The organism is Eikenella halliae (genome assembly GCF_001648475.1).
Taxonomy (GTDB): domain Bacteria; phylum Pseudomonadota; class Gammaproteobacteria; order Burkholderiales; family Neisseriaceae; genus Eikenella; species Eikenella halliae.
Map to the genome: position 1 here is coordinate 1 of NZ_LXSQ01000007.1, position 14834 is coordinate 14834.

The 14834-nt window shown below is 55.7% G+C and carries 16 protein-coding genes; 2 read left to right on the forward strand and 14 right to left on the reverse strand.

The genetic code is table 11. The features are described 5' to 3' along the window. Window positions 1-239: 239 nt before the first annotated feature. From A7Q00_RS02190 to A7Q00_RS13270, 5 genes are all read right to left on the reverse strand, one after another. A complete protein-coding gene (locus A7Q00_RS02190) occupies window positions 240-755 on the reverse strand; it encodes a single-stranded DNA-binding protein (RefSeq protein WP_064089019.1) in 516 nt (171 codons plus the stop codon). Continuing rightward, the gene (locus A7Q00_RS02195) at window positions 742-2130 is read right to left on the reverse strand and encodes an MFS transporter (protein WP_064089020.1); all 1389 of its coding nucleotides are present in this window, start codon (window positions 2128-2130) and stop codon (window positions 742-744) included. Before A7Q00_RS02195 ends, A7Q00_RS02190 begins: the two co-directional genes overlap by 14 nt. 151 nt (window positions 2131-2281) lie before the next feature. Then, entirely contained in the window at window positions 2282-2755 is a 474-nt protein-coding gene (locus A7Q00_RS02200; RefSeq protein ID WP_064089021.1) for an Imm26 family immunity protein, read from the reverse strand. A gap of 145 nt (window positions 2756-2900) precedes the next feature. Next, window positions 2901-3530: a lytic transglycosylase domain-containing protein gene (locus A7Q00_RS02205; RefSeq protein ID WP_064089022.1), complete on the reverse strand. Its 630-nt coding sequence runs from the start codon at window positions 3528-3530 to the stop codon at window positions 2901-2903. Between the two features lie 39 nt (window positions 3531-3569). Beyond that, window positions 3570-3875: a hypothetical protein gene (locus A7Q00_RS13270; RefSeq protein ID WP_156503699.1), complete on the reverse strand. Its 306-nt coding sequence runs from the start codon at window positions 3873-3875 to the stop codon at window positions 3570-3572. 47 nt (window positions 3876-3922) lie between these two features. On the opposite strand from A7Q00_RS13270, the gene A7Q00_RS02210 reads away from it, so the two are divergent. Next, window positions 3923-4753, forward strand: coding sequence for a basic amino acid ABC transporter substrate-binding protein (locus A7Q00_RS02210; protein ID WP_064089023.1), 831 nt, complete (start codon window positions 3923-3925; stop codon window positions 4751-4753). Window positions 4754-4876: 123 nt separating this feature from the next. Here the strand turns inward: A7Q00_RS02210 and A7Q00_RS02215 are convergent, their stop codons facing one another. From A7Q00_RS02215 to pflB, 3 genes are all read right to left on the reverse strand, one after another. Then, window positions 4877-5218 carry a hypothetical protein gene (locus A7Q00_RS02215; protein ID WP_064089024.1) on the reverse strand — a complete coding sequence of 114 codons (342 nt, stop codon included), beginning with the start codon at window positions 5216-5218 and terminating at the stop codon, window positions 4877-4879. 193 nt (window positions 5219-5411) lie between these two features. Next, a complete protein-coding gene (gene pflA, locus A7Q00_RS02220) occupies window positions 5412-6227 on the reverse strand; it encodes a pyruvate formate-lyase-activating protein (RefSeq protein ID WP_064089025.1) in 816 nt (271 codons plus the stop codon). A 297-nt stretch (window positions 6228-6524) separates the two neighbouring features. Then, the gene (pflB, locus tag A7Q00_RS02225) at window positions 6525-8804 is read right to left on the reverse strand and encodes a formate C-acetyltransferase (protein WP_064089026.1); all 2280 of its coding nucleotides are present in this window, start codon (window positions 8802-8804) and stop codon (window positions 6525-6527) included. Window positions 8805-9224: 420 nt separating this feature from the next. Between pflB and A7Q00_RS02235 the strand changes: the two genes are divergently transcribed. Continuing rightward, window positions 9225-9620, forward strand: a complete 396-nt coding sequence (locus A7Q00_RS02235) for a hypothetical protein (RefSeq protein ID WP_064089028.1) — start codon at window positions 9225-9227, stop codon at window positions 9618-9620. A 155-nt stretch (window positions 9621-9775) separates the two neighbouring features. Here A7Q00_RS02235 and A7Q00_RS02240 read toward each other — a convergent pair whose 3' ends face one another. The 6 genes from A7Q00_RS02240 to A7Q00_RS02265 form a co-directional block, all read right to left on the reverse strand. Further along, window positions 9776-10594: a class I SAM-dependent methyltransferase gene (locus A7Q00_RS02240; protein ID WP_064089029.1), complete on the reverse strand. Its 819-nt coding sequence runs from the start codon at window positions 10592-10594 to the stop codon at window positions 9776-9778. Between the two features lie 272 nt (window positions 10595-10866). Then, window positions 10867-11970 carry a 3-phosphoserine/phosphohydroxythreonine transaminase gene (serC, locus tag A7Q00_RS02245; RefSeq protein ID WP_064089030.1) on the reverse strand — a complete coding sequence of 368 codons (1104 nt, stop codon included), beginning with the start codon at window positions 11968-11970 and terminating at the stop codon, window positions 10867-10869. Between the two features lie 348 nt (window positions 11971-12318). After that, window positions 12319-12861 (reverse strand): gamma carbonic anhydrase family protein, encoded by a 543-nt coding sequence (locus A7Q00_RS02250; RefSeq protein ID WP_064089031.1) that lies wholly within the window; start codon window positions 12859-12861, stop codon window positions 12319-12321. Window positions 12862-13109: 248 nt separating this feature from the next. After that, window positions 13110-13391 (reverse strand): DUF7710 domain-containing protein, encoded by a 282-nt coding sequence (locus A7Q00_RS02255; protein ID WP_064089032.1) that lies wholly within the window; start codon window positions 13389-13391, stop codon window positions 13110-13112. After that, complete coding sequence (locus A7Q00_RS02260) at window positions 13388-13810, reverse strand: hypothetical protein (protein WP_064089033.1); 423 nt, start codon at window positions 13808-13810, stop codon at window positions 13388-13390. Before A7Q00_RS02260 ends, A7Q00_RS02255 begins: the two co-directional genes overlap by 4 nt. A gap of 237 nt (window positions 13811-14047) precedes the next feature. Further along, window positions 14048-14515 (reverse strand): hypothetical protein, encoded by a 468-nt coding sequence (locus A7Q00_RS02265; protein ID WP_064089034.1) that lies wholly within the window; start codon window positions 14513-14515, stop codon window positions 14048-14050. Window positions 14516-14834 lie beyond the last annotated feature (319 nt).

Genomic DNA, 14834 nt, shown 5'->3' on the forward strand with positions numbered 1-14834 from the left:
TGCGGTTTGGCTGATGTTTTTGCATTGTTCGTAATAGTTTAAAGCTTTGTTCCTTAAGTCCGCAGAGTATGCCATGGTTAGACCTTCAAAGTTGAATATTGTACTATTTTGTTTTTAATTTACTATAACGAATTCAATGTAACTTGTAAAGATTAATGTAAAAAAATAGAAGCCTTGTTTTAAAAGGCCTCTATATAATATATTTGAGTTATATTTTACATATTTCTCTTATATGTAACTCAGAAGGGAATATCGTCATCGATATCGTCAATCGGTGCCGGAGCGGGTGCAGCGGCTTGGCGGCGAGGTGGAGCGGGCGGCTCGGCGGCGTAAGTCGGTTCATTATAGTTTTGGGCGGATTGCTGACGCGGGCTGCTGGGAGCGGCTGCGTATTGGTCGCCGCCTTCGTAGGGGCTGCTGCCGCTGTTGCGGCCGTCGAGCATTTTCATTTCGTTGGCGACGATATCGTAGGCGGTACGCTCGATGCCGTCTTTGCCGGTGTATTTGCGGCTTTGGATGCGGCCTTCGATATATACTTTGCTGCCTTTTTTCAGATATTGGCCGGCAATTTCTGCCAAGCGGCCGAACATACTGATGTTGTGCCATTCGGTGCGCTCTTGGCGCTGGCCGTTGCGGTCTTTCCAGTTTTCGCTGGTGGCAATCGAAAAATTGGCCACCGCATCGCCGCTGGGCAGGTAGCGCACTTCGGGATCGCGCCCCAAGTTGCCGATAAGTATCACTTTATTCAACATGATTTCCTCCTAAAATAATCTGTTTGGCGGCGGCTTCATCGAAACCCTGCTGCCGCGCCTTGATGTAAACGGTTGAACGGTCGGCGCTGAGGCTGACTGCCTCCACGCCTTCAAACTGCTGCAATACGGCCAAGAGCCGCTCTTCGCAACCCTGCCAAATGGGCGATATGCCCAACGCCAAATTGCGTACGGCGGCCGGTGCGGGTGCGGCGGCGGCCATCAGCAGCCAGACCAGCGTGAGCACCATAGAAAAGGCAAACACGCCGATAAAGCCGAAATGTTCAAACAAACGCCCGCCAGCGGCGCCGCCCACAAACACGCCGATGGATTGCGCCGTGTTATACATGCCCATGGCGGTGCCTTTCAAATCCGTCGGCGCCACTTTCGACACGATAGACGGCAGGCTGGCCTCCAAAATATTGAAGCCGACAAAATACACCACCAGCGATATGCCGATGGCCAAAAGCGAAGCCTGGCCGGCATAAATACCGCATAAAGCCGCCGCAATCAGCGCAATACCGGCCACAAACACCTGCTTGAGCTTATTGCGCGTTTCACCCACCACAATCGCCGGTACCATCAGCAGCAACCCCAGCAGCACCGCCGGCAGATAAAGCTGCCAATGCTGCTCTTTAGGCAGCCCCAGGCCGCGCATCACAATCGGCAGGCTGGCAAACACCGCCATCATCACCGCCTGCAGGGCAAAAATACCGAAATTAAGCTGCATCAAGCGCTTGTTGTGCAGCACCTCGCCGATGCGCGAAGTCTGCATTTCCGCATCTTCGTGGAACTTCCCCCGCTGCGGATTGGGCGTAACCCAAGCCACCACGCCCAAGGCCAGCACGCACAGGCCGCCGGTGAGCGCAAACAGGCCGGGCACGCCCAGATAGCGGGTGAGCAGCGGCGAGGCCACCATGCTGGCGGCAAAGGTAAGCCCGATGGTGAGGCCGATGGAAGCCATGGCGCGGGTGCGCACTTCCTCGCGCGTCAAATCCGCCAGCAGCGCGGTCACTGCCGCGCTCACCGCACCGGCGCCCTGAACCGCCCGGCCGATGAGCAGCCAGGCCACGCTATCCGCCGCTGCGGCAATAAAACTGCCCGCCGCAAACACCACCAGGCCGAGGTAAATCACCTTTTTGCGCCCCAACCTGTCGGAAAGCATACCGAGCGGCAGCTGGAACAGCGCCTGCGTGAGGCCATACACCGCAATCGCCAAACCGCCCATCGCAGGCGTGCTGCCCGGCAGTTCTTTGGCATACAGCGCCAACACGGGCAACACCAGAAACATGCCCAGCATACGCAACGCATACACGCCGGACAGCGATGCGCTGGCGCGCCATTCTGCAGGCAACAGGGCGGTGCGGGGGGCTCGGGACATAGTGTTTGAACAAATAAGGTTGGGGAAAAACGCCGCAGATTATACCCGAAGCCTCATGCCATCGGGGGCTTTTCGCGCGGGGCAGAAGCCGGATATTTTTCAGGTAGCCTGCTTTGCGGCAGCGGCTACCTGAAAAAGACGCGCCGTCCAATCAATTCAGGCTGTCTTCAATATAATCCAGCAGGGTTAAGCCCACGGGGTAGGCGGCGTAGCCTATCGGTATGCTTGGGTCGGGCTCATCCACCAAGTTCACGTTCTCATCCGCGATACCTTGCGGATATTTGAAATAGTGGTTGGGGTAAACCATTTCACCGGTCAGTTCCACGCGCCGGAGCGTGGAAAAATAGCCTTCGCGCCAGCATTCGCTGCCGCCCAAGGTGGGAGCGAACAGCAGGCCGTGTTTGCGCACGGATAGCTCGTTTATTTCCACATCCTGGGCGGTGGCATCGAAGAAATAGAGCAGCAGGCAGTTTTTGAAGCCGCCCAAATCAAATTTATGCTTGGCCACCAAGCCGTAATAATCCAAGCCGTTCGACATTCGGTATATAAACACATCCCCGGCGCGGATATGCTTCCGGCTCGGTTCGAAGGCTTGCACTACTTCGATTTTCTGTTCTTGCGGCATGGTGCGCTCCTTATTGTTAGCTGGCTGGGAAACACGGTATCGGTTTTCAGGTAGCCTGCTTTGCATCTGGGGCTACCTGAAAAATAGAAAAGGCTCTTCGGCTCTGCCGAAAGCCGGAATCCTGGTTTTCAGGCAGCCTGTTCAATCAAGACCACTGCCAGCGGCTCTGCCACGCGCCGATAACGGCATCGGGATAGCGCCGGCTGCCGAGACTGCCGTTGTAGCGCGCCAATGCGCGTTCCATATTGCCGTTTTCCAGATTGCTGTAGTGGCGCAGGATGGTGCAGCCGTAGCGCAGGTTGGTGCGGATGTCGAATAGGTTGTGCTCCGGTTTGCCGATGTAGCGCTGCCAAAACGGCATCACCTGCATCAGCCCGCGCGCGCCCACGCTGCTGATGGCATACTGCCGAAACGCGCTCTCCACCGTAATCAGCCCCAAAATCAGCTGTGTATCCAGCCCGGCGCGGGTGGTTTCGTATTGGATGTTGATGAGCAGGCGGCGGCGCTCCAGCGGGTCGGGCACGAAACGCGCCAGCCGAAGCGACATATCATTGAGCCAGCGCGGCGCGTTATACGGGTTTTCAAACACCAGGCGCGGCGGGTTCACATTATTCACCGAATGGCGCATCACCGAAGTGACATCGTCCGACAGCGTTTCCTCGCGCTGCGCCCCGGCGCGGGCGGCTTGAGGCAGGCAGGCAACGGCGGAAACGGCAGCCAGCGAGGCGAGCAGGCGGCGGCGATCGGGCTGTTCGGGGGCAGACGAATACGGCATGGTTTTAAAGTGCACCGATTAAGATGATAACAGCCGCTATTATAGTGGAGTTTCGCCCATACTGTGCAGCTTGAGCCTGTTTGCCGCACCGAAGCGGGCCACCTCCGATGCAGGCTGAACAATAAAACGGTATTTGGGTTTCGCAGCCGCCGATGTTTTCAGGTAGCCTGCCATATAGCTAAAGCAATGGTTTCTTCCCATCATGAGATTTGTAATTAGCCTGAATCCAGGCGGCAAAGCATGGCCGCTTTCCCGGCAGGAATGAAGTGCTTGGGCTATATTCGGCAATAACCCTTTAGAATTTCCGCATATGGTTGTATGATGTGTTTCCCGAATGATGCGCACGGCGCAATCATTGATTAATATCCAAACCAATCTAGGAGAACCAAACAATGAACATGAAAAAATGGCTGGCCACCGCCTTGGCCTGTTCCGCCATCGCCCTCAGCGGCTGCGGCAATTCCGGCGGCAATCAGCAAGCCTCACAGCCTGCCAACGCCAATGCTTCCGGCGCCTCCGCCCCCGGCAGCGAAAAAGTATTGCGCGTGGCCACCAATGCCGAATTCGCCCCCTTTGAATCCAAAAACCCCGACGGCAGCCTCAGCGGCTTCGATATCGACCTCATCAACGCCATGGCAAAAGAAGCCGGCTACCGAGTTGAATTTAAAGACCAATCTTGGGACAGCCTCTTCAACAGCCTGCGCAACGGCGATGCTGACGTAGTGGTGGCCGCCGTAACCATCACCCCCGAGCGCCAACAGAGCATGCTCTTCACCGACCCCTACTTTGAAATCACCCAAGTAGTGGCCGTGCCTCAAGGCAAACAGGTAGCCTCCGTAGAAGATTTGAAAAACCTCAACCGCGTGGGCGTGGTAACCGGCAACACCGGCGATTTGGCCGCCTCCAAACTCTTGGGCGCCACCAACCCCAAAGTAACCCGCTTCGAAACCCTGCCGCTTTTGCTGAAAGAGTTGCAAAACGGCGGTGTGGACGCAGCCGTGAGCGACAGCTCCGTGGTGATGGAATTCATCAAACACAACGGCGACAAAGGCTTTACCATGATTAAAGTGCCCGATTTCGAAGCCGAACACTACGGCATCGCCCTGCGCCAAGACGACACCGAACTGCGCGACACCCTCAACAAAGCCTTGGCCGCCGTTAAAGCCAGCGGCGAATACGACCGCATCCACCAGCAATACTTCGGCACCGCCGCCGCCAAATAAGCCGGCTCTGCCCATTTCGCGCCAAACTGCCTGCAAACACTATGCAGGCAGTTTTTATATGGGAAAGGCTACCTGAAAATGCTTTGGGGATTTTCAGGTAGCCTTTTTACCGTAACGCCTGCTTTATTTGGGTGCAGCTTGGTTTTTGTATTGTTCGAGCCTCTCCAGCCAGCGGCTGCATTGTTGGGCTTGGCGTTCTATTTCCAATTCGGCACTTTTGCCGCCCATCATTTTTTCGATGGCCTCGTAGTCGGCTTCTACTTTCTTGTTCCACGCTTCGGTGGCCGATTTAACGTTGCCGTTGGCATCTTGCAGCCAAATACGCATGGGATAGTCGCTGAAATCGGGGTTGTCGGCCAGCGGGGCGTAGGCCTCCATGGCGCGCACGCAGCTTTCGGGCAGTTTGCCGCCACTTCCGCCGCCGCAGGCGGCCAGGGTTAGGGTCAGCATAACAAGCGGTAACATTCTGTGTTTCATTGCATACTCCGTAGTTGGGTGGGAAAAACTGCGGGCAGTATATTGTTTTTTTTTTTCGAATTGTCAAATTTAATTTAATTCGTTTATGGATTGACTGACTTTCAGGTAGCCCGGATAGGGAAAGGCTACCTGAAAATGTTTGGGGGTTTTCAGGTAGCCTCTGTTTGCTTTCCGCTGCGGCTTATACGATGGTTTGCTTGCCGTAGCTTTCGATGATTTCCTTTATCCGCAGGATGGTTTCTTTGGGCGGGGCATGCACGCCTTTGAGCTTGTATTCGTCGCCGCACAGTGCCCATTTGTGGGCGCCGAGTTCGTGGTAGGGGAGGATTTCCACGGTGTCGGCGTTGGGCATGTCGGCGATGAATTGGCCGAGCAGGTTGGCGGAGCGGTCGTCGTCGGTGTAGCCGGGCACGACGACGTAGCGGATGCGGGTGGGCTGGCCTCGGGCGGCGAGGTGGCGGGCGAATTGCAGGGTTTTGGTATTGGGGATGCCGACGAGGGTTTTGTGGATTTCGGGGTCGATTTGCTTTAAATCGAGCATGACGAGGCTGGTGTTGTCGAGCAGGCTTTCGAGGGTGGCGTCGTAGTGCAGGGCGTAGCCGTTGGTGTCGAGGCAGGTGTGGATGCCGTGTTCGCGGCAGGCGGCGAACCAGTCGCGGATGAATTGGTATTGCAGCAGGGGCTCGCCGCCGCTGGCGGTTACGCCGCCGCCGGTGGCGCGGAAGTAGTGTTTGTAGGAGAGGACTTGCTGCATGAGCTGGGGCACGGTGAAGTGCAGCTCTTTTTCGCTGTGCCTGTCCCAGGTGTCGCGGTTGTGGCAGTAGAGGCAGCGCATGAGGCAGCCCTGCATGAAGAGGACGAAGCGCAGGCCGGGGCCGTCTACAGCGCCGCCGGTTTCTACGGAGTGGACGTAGCCGATGCCTTCGTAGGGGCGGGCACGGGTGTCGGGCTGTTTTTTCGGCTGGCTATCGGGGCGGATGGGGATGGTGTCTGGCATGGCGGTTGGCGTGTGTTGTTTTCAGGTAGCCTTTATGGCTTGGGGCGTTTATAGTGAATTAACAAAAACCAGTACAGCGTTGCCTCGCCTTGCCGTACTATCTGTACTGTCTGCGGCTCGTCGCCTTGTCCTGATTTTTGTTAATCCACTATAAGTAGCGGGCTGAAAGCCTGCCCTGCCCTGCTTTGGCTATCCGTTTTCAGGTAGCCCGGGCACGGGGGTTAGGCTACCTGAAAACCGGGATAAACAAAAGTGCCGGAAGGGATTCCGGCACTGATTCCAGCTAGCTGGGCATGATTACATCCGGCTGGTGAAGGTGCGGGTGATCACGTCTTGCTGCTGCTCTTTGGTGAGCGAGTTGAAGCGCACGGCGTAACCGGACACGCGGATGGTGAGCTGCGGGTATTTTTCCGGGTGGTCCATGGCATCGATCAGCATTTCGCGGTTGAGCACGTTCACGTTGAGGTGCTGGCCGCCTTCCACACCGGCTTCGTGGTGGAAGTAGCCGTCCATCATGCCGGCCAGGTTGCGTTCGCGGGAGTTTTCGTCTTTGCCCAGCGCGCCGGGGATGATGGAGAAGGTGTAGGAAATGCCGTCTTTGGCAAACTCAAACGGCAGTTTGGCTACAGAAGTCAGCGAAGCCACCGCACCGCTCACATCACGGCCGTGCATGGGGTTGGCACCCGGGCCGAACGGTGCGCCTGCGCGGCGGCCGTCGGGCGTGTTGCCGGTTTTCTTGCCGTACACGACGTTGGACGTGATGGTGAGCACGGACTGGGTGGGCACGGCGTTGCGGTAGGTCGGATGGGTGGCCACTTTTTTCATGAAGCGTTCCACCAAATCGCAGGCGATGCTGTCCACGCGGTCGTCGTTGTTGCCGAACTGCGGGTATTCGCCTTCGATTTCAAAGTCGACGGCAATGCCGTTTTCGTCGCGGATCGGTTTGACTTTGGCGTATTTGATGGCGGATAGCGAGTCGGCGGCCACGGACAACCCGGCGATGCCGCAGGCCATGGTGCGTTTCACATCACGGTCGTGCAGCGCCATCAGGGCGGCTTCGTAGCTGTATTTGTCGTGCATGTAGTGGATGACGTTCAGCGCGGTAACGTATTGGGTGGCCAGCCAGTCCATGAAGCTGTCCATGCGGGTCATTACGGTATCGTAGTCCAATACTTCGTCTTTAATCGGCTCGGTTTTGGGGCCGACTTGGTCTTTGGATTTTTCGTCCACGCCGCCGTTGATGGCGTACAACAGGGTTTTGGCCAGGTTGGCGCGCGCACCGAAGAACTGCATCTGTTTGCCGATTACCATCGGACTCACGCAGCAGGCGATGGCGTAGTCGTCGCTGTTGAAGTCGGGGCGCATCAGGTCGTCGTTTTCGTATTGGATAGACGAAGTGTCGATGGAGACTTTGGCGCAGAACTCTTTGAAGCCTTGTGGTAGTTGTTCAGACCACAACACGGTGATGTTCGGTTCGGGAGACGGACCCATGTTGTACAGGGTGTGCAGCACGCGGAAGTTGGTACGGGTGACCAGCGTGCGGCCGTCCAAACCCATGCCGCCGATGGATTCGGTGGCCCAAATCGGGTCGCCGGAGAAGAGTTGGTCGTATTCGGGCGTGCGCAGGAAACGAACCATACGCAGTTTCATCACCAAATGGTCGATGAATTCCTGTGCCTGGCTTTCGGTAATCACGCCGTTTTTCAGGTCGCGCTCAATGTAGATATCCAAGAAGGAAGACACGCGGCCGAAGCTCATGGCGGCGCCGTTTTGCGATTTCACGGCGGCGAGGTAGGCAAAGTAAGTCCATTGGATGGCTTCTTGCGCGTTTTTGGCCGGGCCGGAAATGTCGAAGCCGTAGGAGGCGGCCATTTCCTTCATCTGTTTCAACGCAATGTGCTGCTCGTTGATTTCTTCGCGCAGGCGGATAACGCTTTCCAAGTTTTGGCCAGATTCCAAATCGGCTTGTAAAGAATGATACTGCTCGGTTTTGTCTTCCATCAGGCGGTCGATACCGTAAAGCGCCACACGGCGGTAGTCGCCGATGATGCGGCCGCGGCCGTAGGCATCGGGCAAACCAGTTAAAACGCCCGATTTCCGGCAGCGGCGGATGTCGGGCGTATACACATCAAACACACCTTGGTTGTGGGTTTTGCGGTATTTGGTGAAGATTTCTTCCACTTCGGGATTCAGTTCCACACCGTAGATTCGGCAGGAATCTTTCACCATTTTCAGGCCGCCGAAGGGCATGATGGAGCGTTTCAGCGGCTCGTCGGTTTGCAGGCCGACGATGGTTTCCAAATCTTTGTCGATATAGCCTGGCCCGTGGCTGGTGATGCCGGAAACCACTTGCGCATCAATCTTATACGGCGCGTGGGTTTTATTCTCCACCTTGATGCCTTCCATCACTTCCGCCCACAGCTTGGTGGTGGCTTCGGTGGCCGGCGCCAAGAAGCTGCCGTCGCCTTCATAAGGCGTGTAGTTTTTCTGGATGAAATCGCGCACGTCGATGCCGGTTTCCCAATCACCGCCGACAAAGCCTGCCCAGGCAGCCGGGCGTTCTATTGCTGAAGCCATAATAACCTCCTATTTGACATAAATAAATAAAACGACGTTACAAATTAGCATTCATTATGAAGGATAGCATGCCCCATGTTCCTTTTGGCGGGAAACCCAGCCAATCAAGCTTCCCCTTAATCCAAGTCAAACTTGATGTGCTTCATTTATGCTTCATCGGCGGATGAGGGGCAGACAATTTTCAGGTAGCCTCGTTTTCCGGCAAAGCCGCCCGGCTTCGGCATAGCTAAATTACCCTCCGGTTCGGCTTCGTTCGCAGGCAAACCAAACGCTGCTTCCGGTATAGGAGGCTTCCTTATTTCGAACGCGATTAGAACTGCTATAAAATCCCCTTCTAACCGTTTTTCAGGTAGCCTTTGCCGCATGAGAAACCACCTATAATCCATCACCGCCAACCCATTCAAGAAAGGCTACCTGAAAATGCCGCTCGTTTCCCTTCACGACTACCTCCGCCCTTGGAAGCTGTTTTCGCTTGCCTGCGGCATCGCTATCCTGATTGCCGGTTCCTACCTCCAGCCCGCACCCGACTGGGATATTCCCATCAGTTTCCTGATGGCCTTCAGCACTTATCTTTTCGCCCCCATTACCTCGCGCACACTGGCGCGGCGGCAGTGGAAATACTTGCCGCTGGCGCTGTTTGGCATGTGGTTTTCCGTTGACGGCATCTACTGGCTGTATTGGTCGTGGCGCGATCCGGTAGCACTCGAAATGATGCGCAGCGGCAATGCCCCCGCCTCTACCTGCCTGTATGGCCTATGCGCCATGATTTGGCTGCACGACGGTACCCTGCGCGAAATATTGCGCCTGAAGAAGTAAAGCGCATCGTGATTAACATAAAAATGCCGCAGCACTGACCCGCCATTTTGCGCTAGCGGAAGTTGAATGCGCTGCCCTCGAAGATTCGCCCAACTGATTAGGTGTGGCTGCCGGAATCCGAACCGACCAGCCTTGATTTGCAGAACAAACCGCACCTAATCAATCCGATAATGCAGCATACGGCTGCTTTCGCGGATAACGCGCACTAGGCGCATAATCAGGCTGGAAACAAAGCCGATGCGTTTCCACTCGGCCGGGAAATCGCCCACGATGTAGCGGTTGGAAATAAAGCGCAGATTGTCTGCCCATTGCTCCGGCTCGCGTTCGTTGTCGCAAAAGGATTCAAAACGGGCGCTAACGTGCTTCACGGCATCGTGGCGGGCGGAATTTTTGACTGTCCAGCTGTTGCACATATCGAAGGCGATTTCACTGCCGTGAAAACGGGCGGCCAGGTTTTGGAACAGGCCGCGCACCATTTCATTGGAGAAATACATCAGCACGCCTTCAATCACAAACAGGAATTGCGCATCGGGGTGGCGGGCGTGCAAATCGTCCATCCATCCGGTGTCGAAGGCGGAAGCGGCAATCAGGGTTTCGTTGCTTTGCGGCGGCAGGATGGCGCGCCGCCATTGAATCACGTCTTCCAAATCCAGCTGATAAAACGGCACACCGTCTGCTTCGCTGCCGATGCGTTCGCGGCGGCTGTCGAGCCCGCAGCCGAGAATCACAACCACCGGGCGGCTTTGGCGGCGGATGAAATCGGCGGTGAGCCGGTCGAAATAGCGGGCGCGGATGGCTGTGCCGATGCGGGAGGGCTTGGCGCGGTTAAACTTGGCAAAATCATAGTCGATCTGCGGCACCAGGCGGCAGGCGGCGGGATCGGTAAGGATGGGGTTTGCCTCTTGGGAAGAGAGGTATTTCATGTAGAGCGGAATCAGCAAGGTTTCGCTGACGGCGTTTTCGATTTTAATCATGGCGTTCTCCTGTAAATCATAGTGAATTAACCAAAATCAGAGCAAGGCGGCGAGCCGCAGACAGTACACACGTTACGGCAAGGCGAGCCAACGCTGTACTGGTTTTTGTTAATTCACTATATTTTGTCTGAAACCCGGAAACAAACCCAATCAGAGGCTACCTGAAAGCATTTCTGCCAAGCTCAAACGGGGCTTCCGCAAAGCAAAAAACAGAGGCTACCTGAAAATAATTATCAGATAGCCTCATTATACGCTTAATTTTTAAGCACGGCTTAGCCGTAGCGTTTCTGAAATTCGCGCATAAATTCAATCAGTGCCTCCACGCCCTGCAGCGGCATGGCGTTGTAGATGCTGGCCCTCATGCCGCCCATGCTCTTGTAACCGCGCAACAGGCGCAGGCCGCGCGTGGTGGATTCTTGGGCGAAGAGTTCATCCAATTCTTGGTTGCCGGTGGTGAAGATCACGTTCATTCTGGAACGGGCGGCGGGAGCGACGCGGTTGCGGTAGAAGCCGCCGCTGTTGTCGATGGCGGCATACAGGGTTTTGGCTTTGAGGGTGTTGATGGTTTCCATGTGTTCCACACCGCCTTGCGACTGCAGCCAGCGGAATACGAGGCCGGAAATATAAATGGGATAAGTGGCGGGGGTGTTATACATACCTTGGCGGTTGATGTGCGAACGGTAGTTCCACACATCGGGCACGCGGCTGGAGCAGCGATCGAGCAGGTCTTCACGGATGATGACGATGGTGGTGCCGGAAGGGCCGATGTTTTTCTGCGCGCCGGCATAAATCACGCCGAAGTCGGCCACATTGACGCGGCGGGAAAGAATCTCGCTCGACATATCGCACACCAAGGGCGGCATATCTGCGCCCAGTTTGGGCACTTCACGGTATTGCAGGCCGTGCACGGTTTCGTTGATCACGAAATGCACGAAGGCGGAGCTCGGGTCGATATCCCAAGACGCAACCGGCGGCAGGTCGGTGTAGTCGAACATTTCGCCGCCGTGCGCGGCCAGATGAATATCAACATCCGACAATTTGCCCATTTCCTGATGGGCGATGCGGCTCCAGTTGCCGCTCACCACAGAATCGACACGCTTGAAGCCGTTGCTCAGGTTCATCACGGTCATGTTGAACTGCGCGCTGGCGCCACCTTGCAAAAACAAAACCTTATAGTTATCTGGAATATGCAAGAGCTGGCGCAAATCCTGCTCGGCATGATAGAGGATGCTCATGAACACGTCGGAGCGGTGGCTCATGGTCATCACGGAAAAGCCCGTGCCGTTGTAGTCGAACATTTCGCTTTGCGCGGTGCGCAATACGGATTCGGGCAGCACGGCCGGGCCGGCGGAGAAGTTGTAAATCGGGGTATCCACAGTAAAAACTCGATTGAAAATAGGGCGAGATGCCTTAACGGGTGGGGATTCTATCGTTTGCAAACCCGTTGCAGCAAGGATTTCCGCCATTTCCCCGCCAAACAGCACAACAGTGAAAAACTATTCATCAGCTACGATTACCAGCCAGCAAAAGTGACTTTCACCATTTATTTCTAAAAAATAGAATTTATCGCCATAAATCCAATAACGGCAAGTGAAGCCCACCCTGTCGCTATTTTGGTCTTTGCCGCTTGGCAGGAGCGGCCTGGATTTCATGAGCATGGCGTTTTCAGGTAGCCGGCCGGAGAGGCTACCTGAAAATGCCGTGCCGTTAGCCCGTTATAAGAATCAACCCTCCAGCGCCGCCCTATGCCCTTCCGCCACCCGCACATAATGCGCCGCCGAATAAGGCAGAAACGCCAGCTCCTCCGCCGTGAGCCGCCGCACCTGCCTCACCGGCGAGCCCACATACAGATAGCCGCCCTCCAGCCGTTTGCGCGGCGGCACCAGGCTGCCCGCCCCAATCATCACATCATCTTCAACCACCGCATCATCCAGCACGATGCTGCCCATCCCCACCAACACGCGGTTGCCCACGGTGCAGCCGTGCAGCGTGGCATGGTGGCCGATGGTGCAATCCTCGCCGATAAGCAGCGGCGAACCTTCCGGCTTGCCGTCTGTTTTGTGGCTCACATGCAGCATCACATGATCTTGAATATTGCTGCGTTTTCCCACGCGGATGCTGTTTACATCCCCGCGCAACACGGCAAACGGCCACACCGACACCTCCTCTGCCAGCACCACATCCCCCGCCACCAAACACAGCGGATCAAGGTAACAACTGCCATGCACCTGCGGCACGGCAGACAAATAAGGGCGGATATTGCTCATGGGAAACTCCTTTTCTCATCAAACTGCGAAGGCTACCTGAAAATCGGATAACGGCAAAGCCAGCCTGGATACAGCAAAACCGGTTGGCGCTTCTTTTCTCGATTTTCAGGTAGCCTTCAGTTTTGGCATGCTGGCACGAGGCCGAACAAATAGCGTGGCAACACTGCCCGGCCTGCCTAATTCACACCGCCCTCCCCCATAACGGGAAGGCAGCGGGTTTAATCCCGCCTATTGTTTCCAGGTAGCCTTTAGGCTGATTTGCCCGCTTCGTAGTGGTAGTGCTCCAAATGGGCGCTGCTGAAATTTTGGATGAATTGGGCAGTTTGGTGCTCGTCTTTGGTGGGGCGGATGATTTGGCTTTGCACCGCCCAATCATACACCGGCTGGTCAATCGGATAGGCGGTGAGCAGGCCGCTGAGGGCGTGTTGCCGAATCCAGCGCTCTGCGTTTTCTTTACCGGAGAAGCAGGCCGACACATTCCGGCTGCCGCTGCCTTGAAACACCCAAACCCGATTATCCGCCCGGCTCATGCCGCTGCCCCTTGGCTCAGCCGCTCAAGCAGTGCGCCGTCTTTGCCGAATTCGGCCAGCGTGCCGCCTATATCGAACCAGACTTGCTGGTTAGGTTCGCCGCTGCCGTCCAGATGCCAGGCCGCCCAGCTATACACTCCTTGGAGTTCGTGGGTGCGGCCGCCGCCGGACACGTGCAGGCAAAATTCAAAGGCCACGGCGGTGCGGTTTATGGTTACGGCTTCGGGATTGCTTTCGGAGCGGGTGCCGACGGTAAGCCAATCGGGCGGGGAGGTAACGGCAAAATCGAGCAGGCGGCCGTCGGCCACTTGTTCGCGCAAAATGCTTTCGATGCTGCGGCGGATTTCCGCATAGGGTTCATCGGCAAGCCATTGCAACATATGCCGGGTTTCGTCGAGGAGTTGGAAGTTATCTTTCATTATTTTGAATTAGGTAGTTGTGGTTTCAGGTAGCCTGTATTCGGCAGACCGGGCTACCTGAAAGCGTGCGCCGCAATGCAGGTAAACGATGTTTTGGCACGGCTGAAGTAAAAGTAGATTGGGTTGACAAACCCAACACCCACAGATGATCTGACGGTTTTGTGTTGGGTCATGACCCAACCTACATCTAAAACGATGTTTCCGCGCAGTTAACAATAATGGGAAACGGCCAAGCATTTAATTCGCTGCCTTCAGCCGCTCGGTCATCCGGCTGCCGCCGAAATCGGCCAACGTGCCGTTGAGATCAAGCCAGATTCGCTGTCGCTGCTCGGCAGGCGGGCGGTTTAGGCGGCTGCCCGCCCAGGTGTATACGCCAGTGAGCTTGTGGGTTTGGCCGTTGCCGGACACATGCAGCACAAATTCAAACGCCATACCGGTGCGGCTGATGACGACAGTTTGGCCATTTTCTTCCTCCCGAATCTCCACGGTTTGCCATTGCGGCATGGAAGTGGCGACAATGTTGAGCAAACGGCTGTCGGCCATTTTTTGGCGCAACAGCTGTTCGATGTTTCGGCAGATGTGTTGGTAGGGCGTGTAGTCCAGACATTGCAGCATGGAATAGGAGCTACCTAGCAGCTGGAAATCATAAAGGTTGGTGGTGGGCGGCTCGGAAGACTGTATATCGGTTCGGCGTTGTTGGCACATGATCGCTTCCCGTCTTTGATTCTGCGTTTTTCTCCAGCCGCCCAGCAGGCCAAACACACAAGCAAATATAAAACCCCCAACCACAATCAGGATAGCAACTCCCCAAAAAAACCCGTCCGGACCAAGGAAAAGCAAGAACACTAAGACATATAGCCACTCTCCCAAAAGGAGACTGGCTATATACATCAGCACAACCGTTATAAACAGGGCAGCTAGGAAACAAACAAATTTATTAATCATCAATCTTCCAATCATCATTTGCAAACAGCCCTATCCTTTTTCAGGTAGCCTCCACCCGCTAAAAGGCTACCTGAAAACG

Coding starts and splice junctions, on each gene's coding strand:
- A7Q00_RS02205 (WP_064089022.1), bottom strand. CDS start 3,530: ATGCCGTATTCGTCTGCCCCCGAACAGCCCGATCGCCGCCGCCTGCTC.
- A7Q00_RS02200 (WP_064089021.1), bottom strand. CDS start 2,755: ATGCCGCAAGAACAGAAAATCGAAGTAGTGCAAGCCTTCGAACCGAGC.
- A7Q00_RS02265 (WP_064089034.1), bottom strand. CDS start 14,515: ATGTGCCAACAACGCCGAACCGATATACAGTCTTCCGAGCCGCCCACC.
- pflA (WP_064089025.1), bottom strand. CDS start 6,227: ATGCCAGACACCATCCCCATCCGCCCCGATAGCCAGCCGAAAAAACAG.
- A7Q00_RS02195 (WP_064089020.1), bottom strand. CDS start 2,130: ATGTCCCGAGCCCCCCGCACCGCCCTGTTGCCTGCAGAATGGCGCGCC.
- A7Q00_RS02240 (WP_064089029.1), bottom strand. CDS start 10,594: ATGATTAAAATCGAAAACGCCGTCAGCGAAACCTTGCTGATTCCGCTC.
- pflB (WP_064089026.1), bottom strand. CDS start 8,804: ATGGCTTCAGCAATAGAACGCCCGGCTGCCTGGGCAGGCTTTGTCGGC.
- A7Q00_RS02235 (WP_064089028.1), top strand. CDS start 9,225: ATGCCGCTCGTTTCCCTTCACGACTACCTCCGCCCTTGGAAGCTGTTT.
- A7Q00_RS02215 (WP_064089024.1), bottom strand. CDS start 5,218: ATGTTACCGCTTGTTATGCTGACCCTAACCCTGGCCGCCTGCGGCGGC.
- A7Q00_RS02250 (WP_064089031.1), bottom strand. CDS start 12,861: ATGAGCAATATCCGCCCTTATTTGTCTGCCGTGCCGCAGGTGCATGGC.
- A7Q00_RS02210 (WP_064089023.1), top strand. CDS start 3,923: ATGAACATGAAAAAATGGCTGGCCACCGCCTTGGCCTGTTCCGCCATC.
- A7Q00_RS02260 (WP_064089033.1), bottom strand. CDS start 13,810: ATGAAAGATAACTTCCAACTCCTCGACGAAACCCGGCATATGTTGCAA.
- A7Q00_RS02255 (WP_064089032.1), bottom strand. CDS start 13,391: ATGAGCCGGGCGGATAATCGGGTTTGGGTGTTTCAAGGCAGCGGCAGC.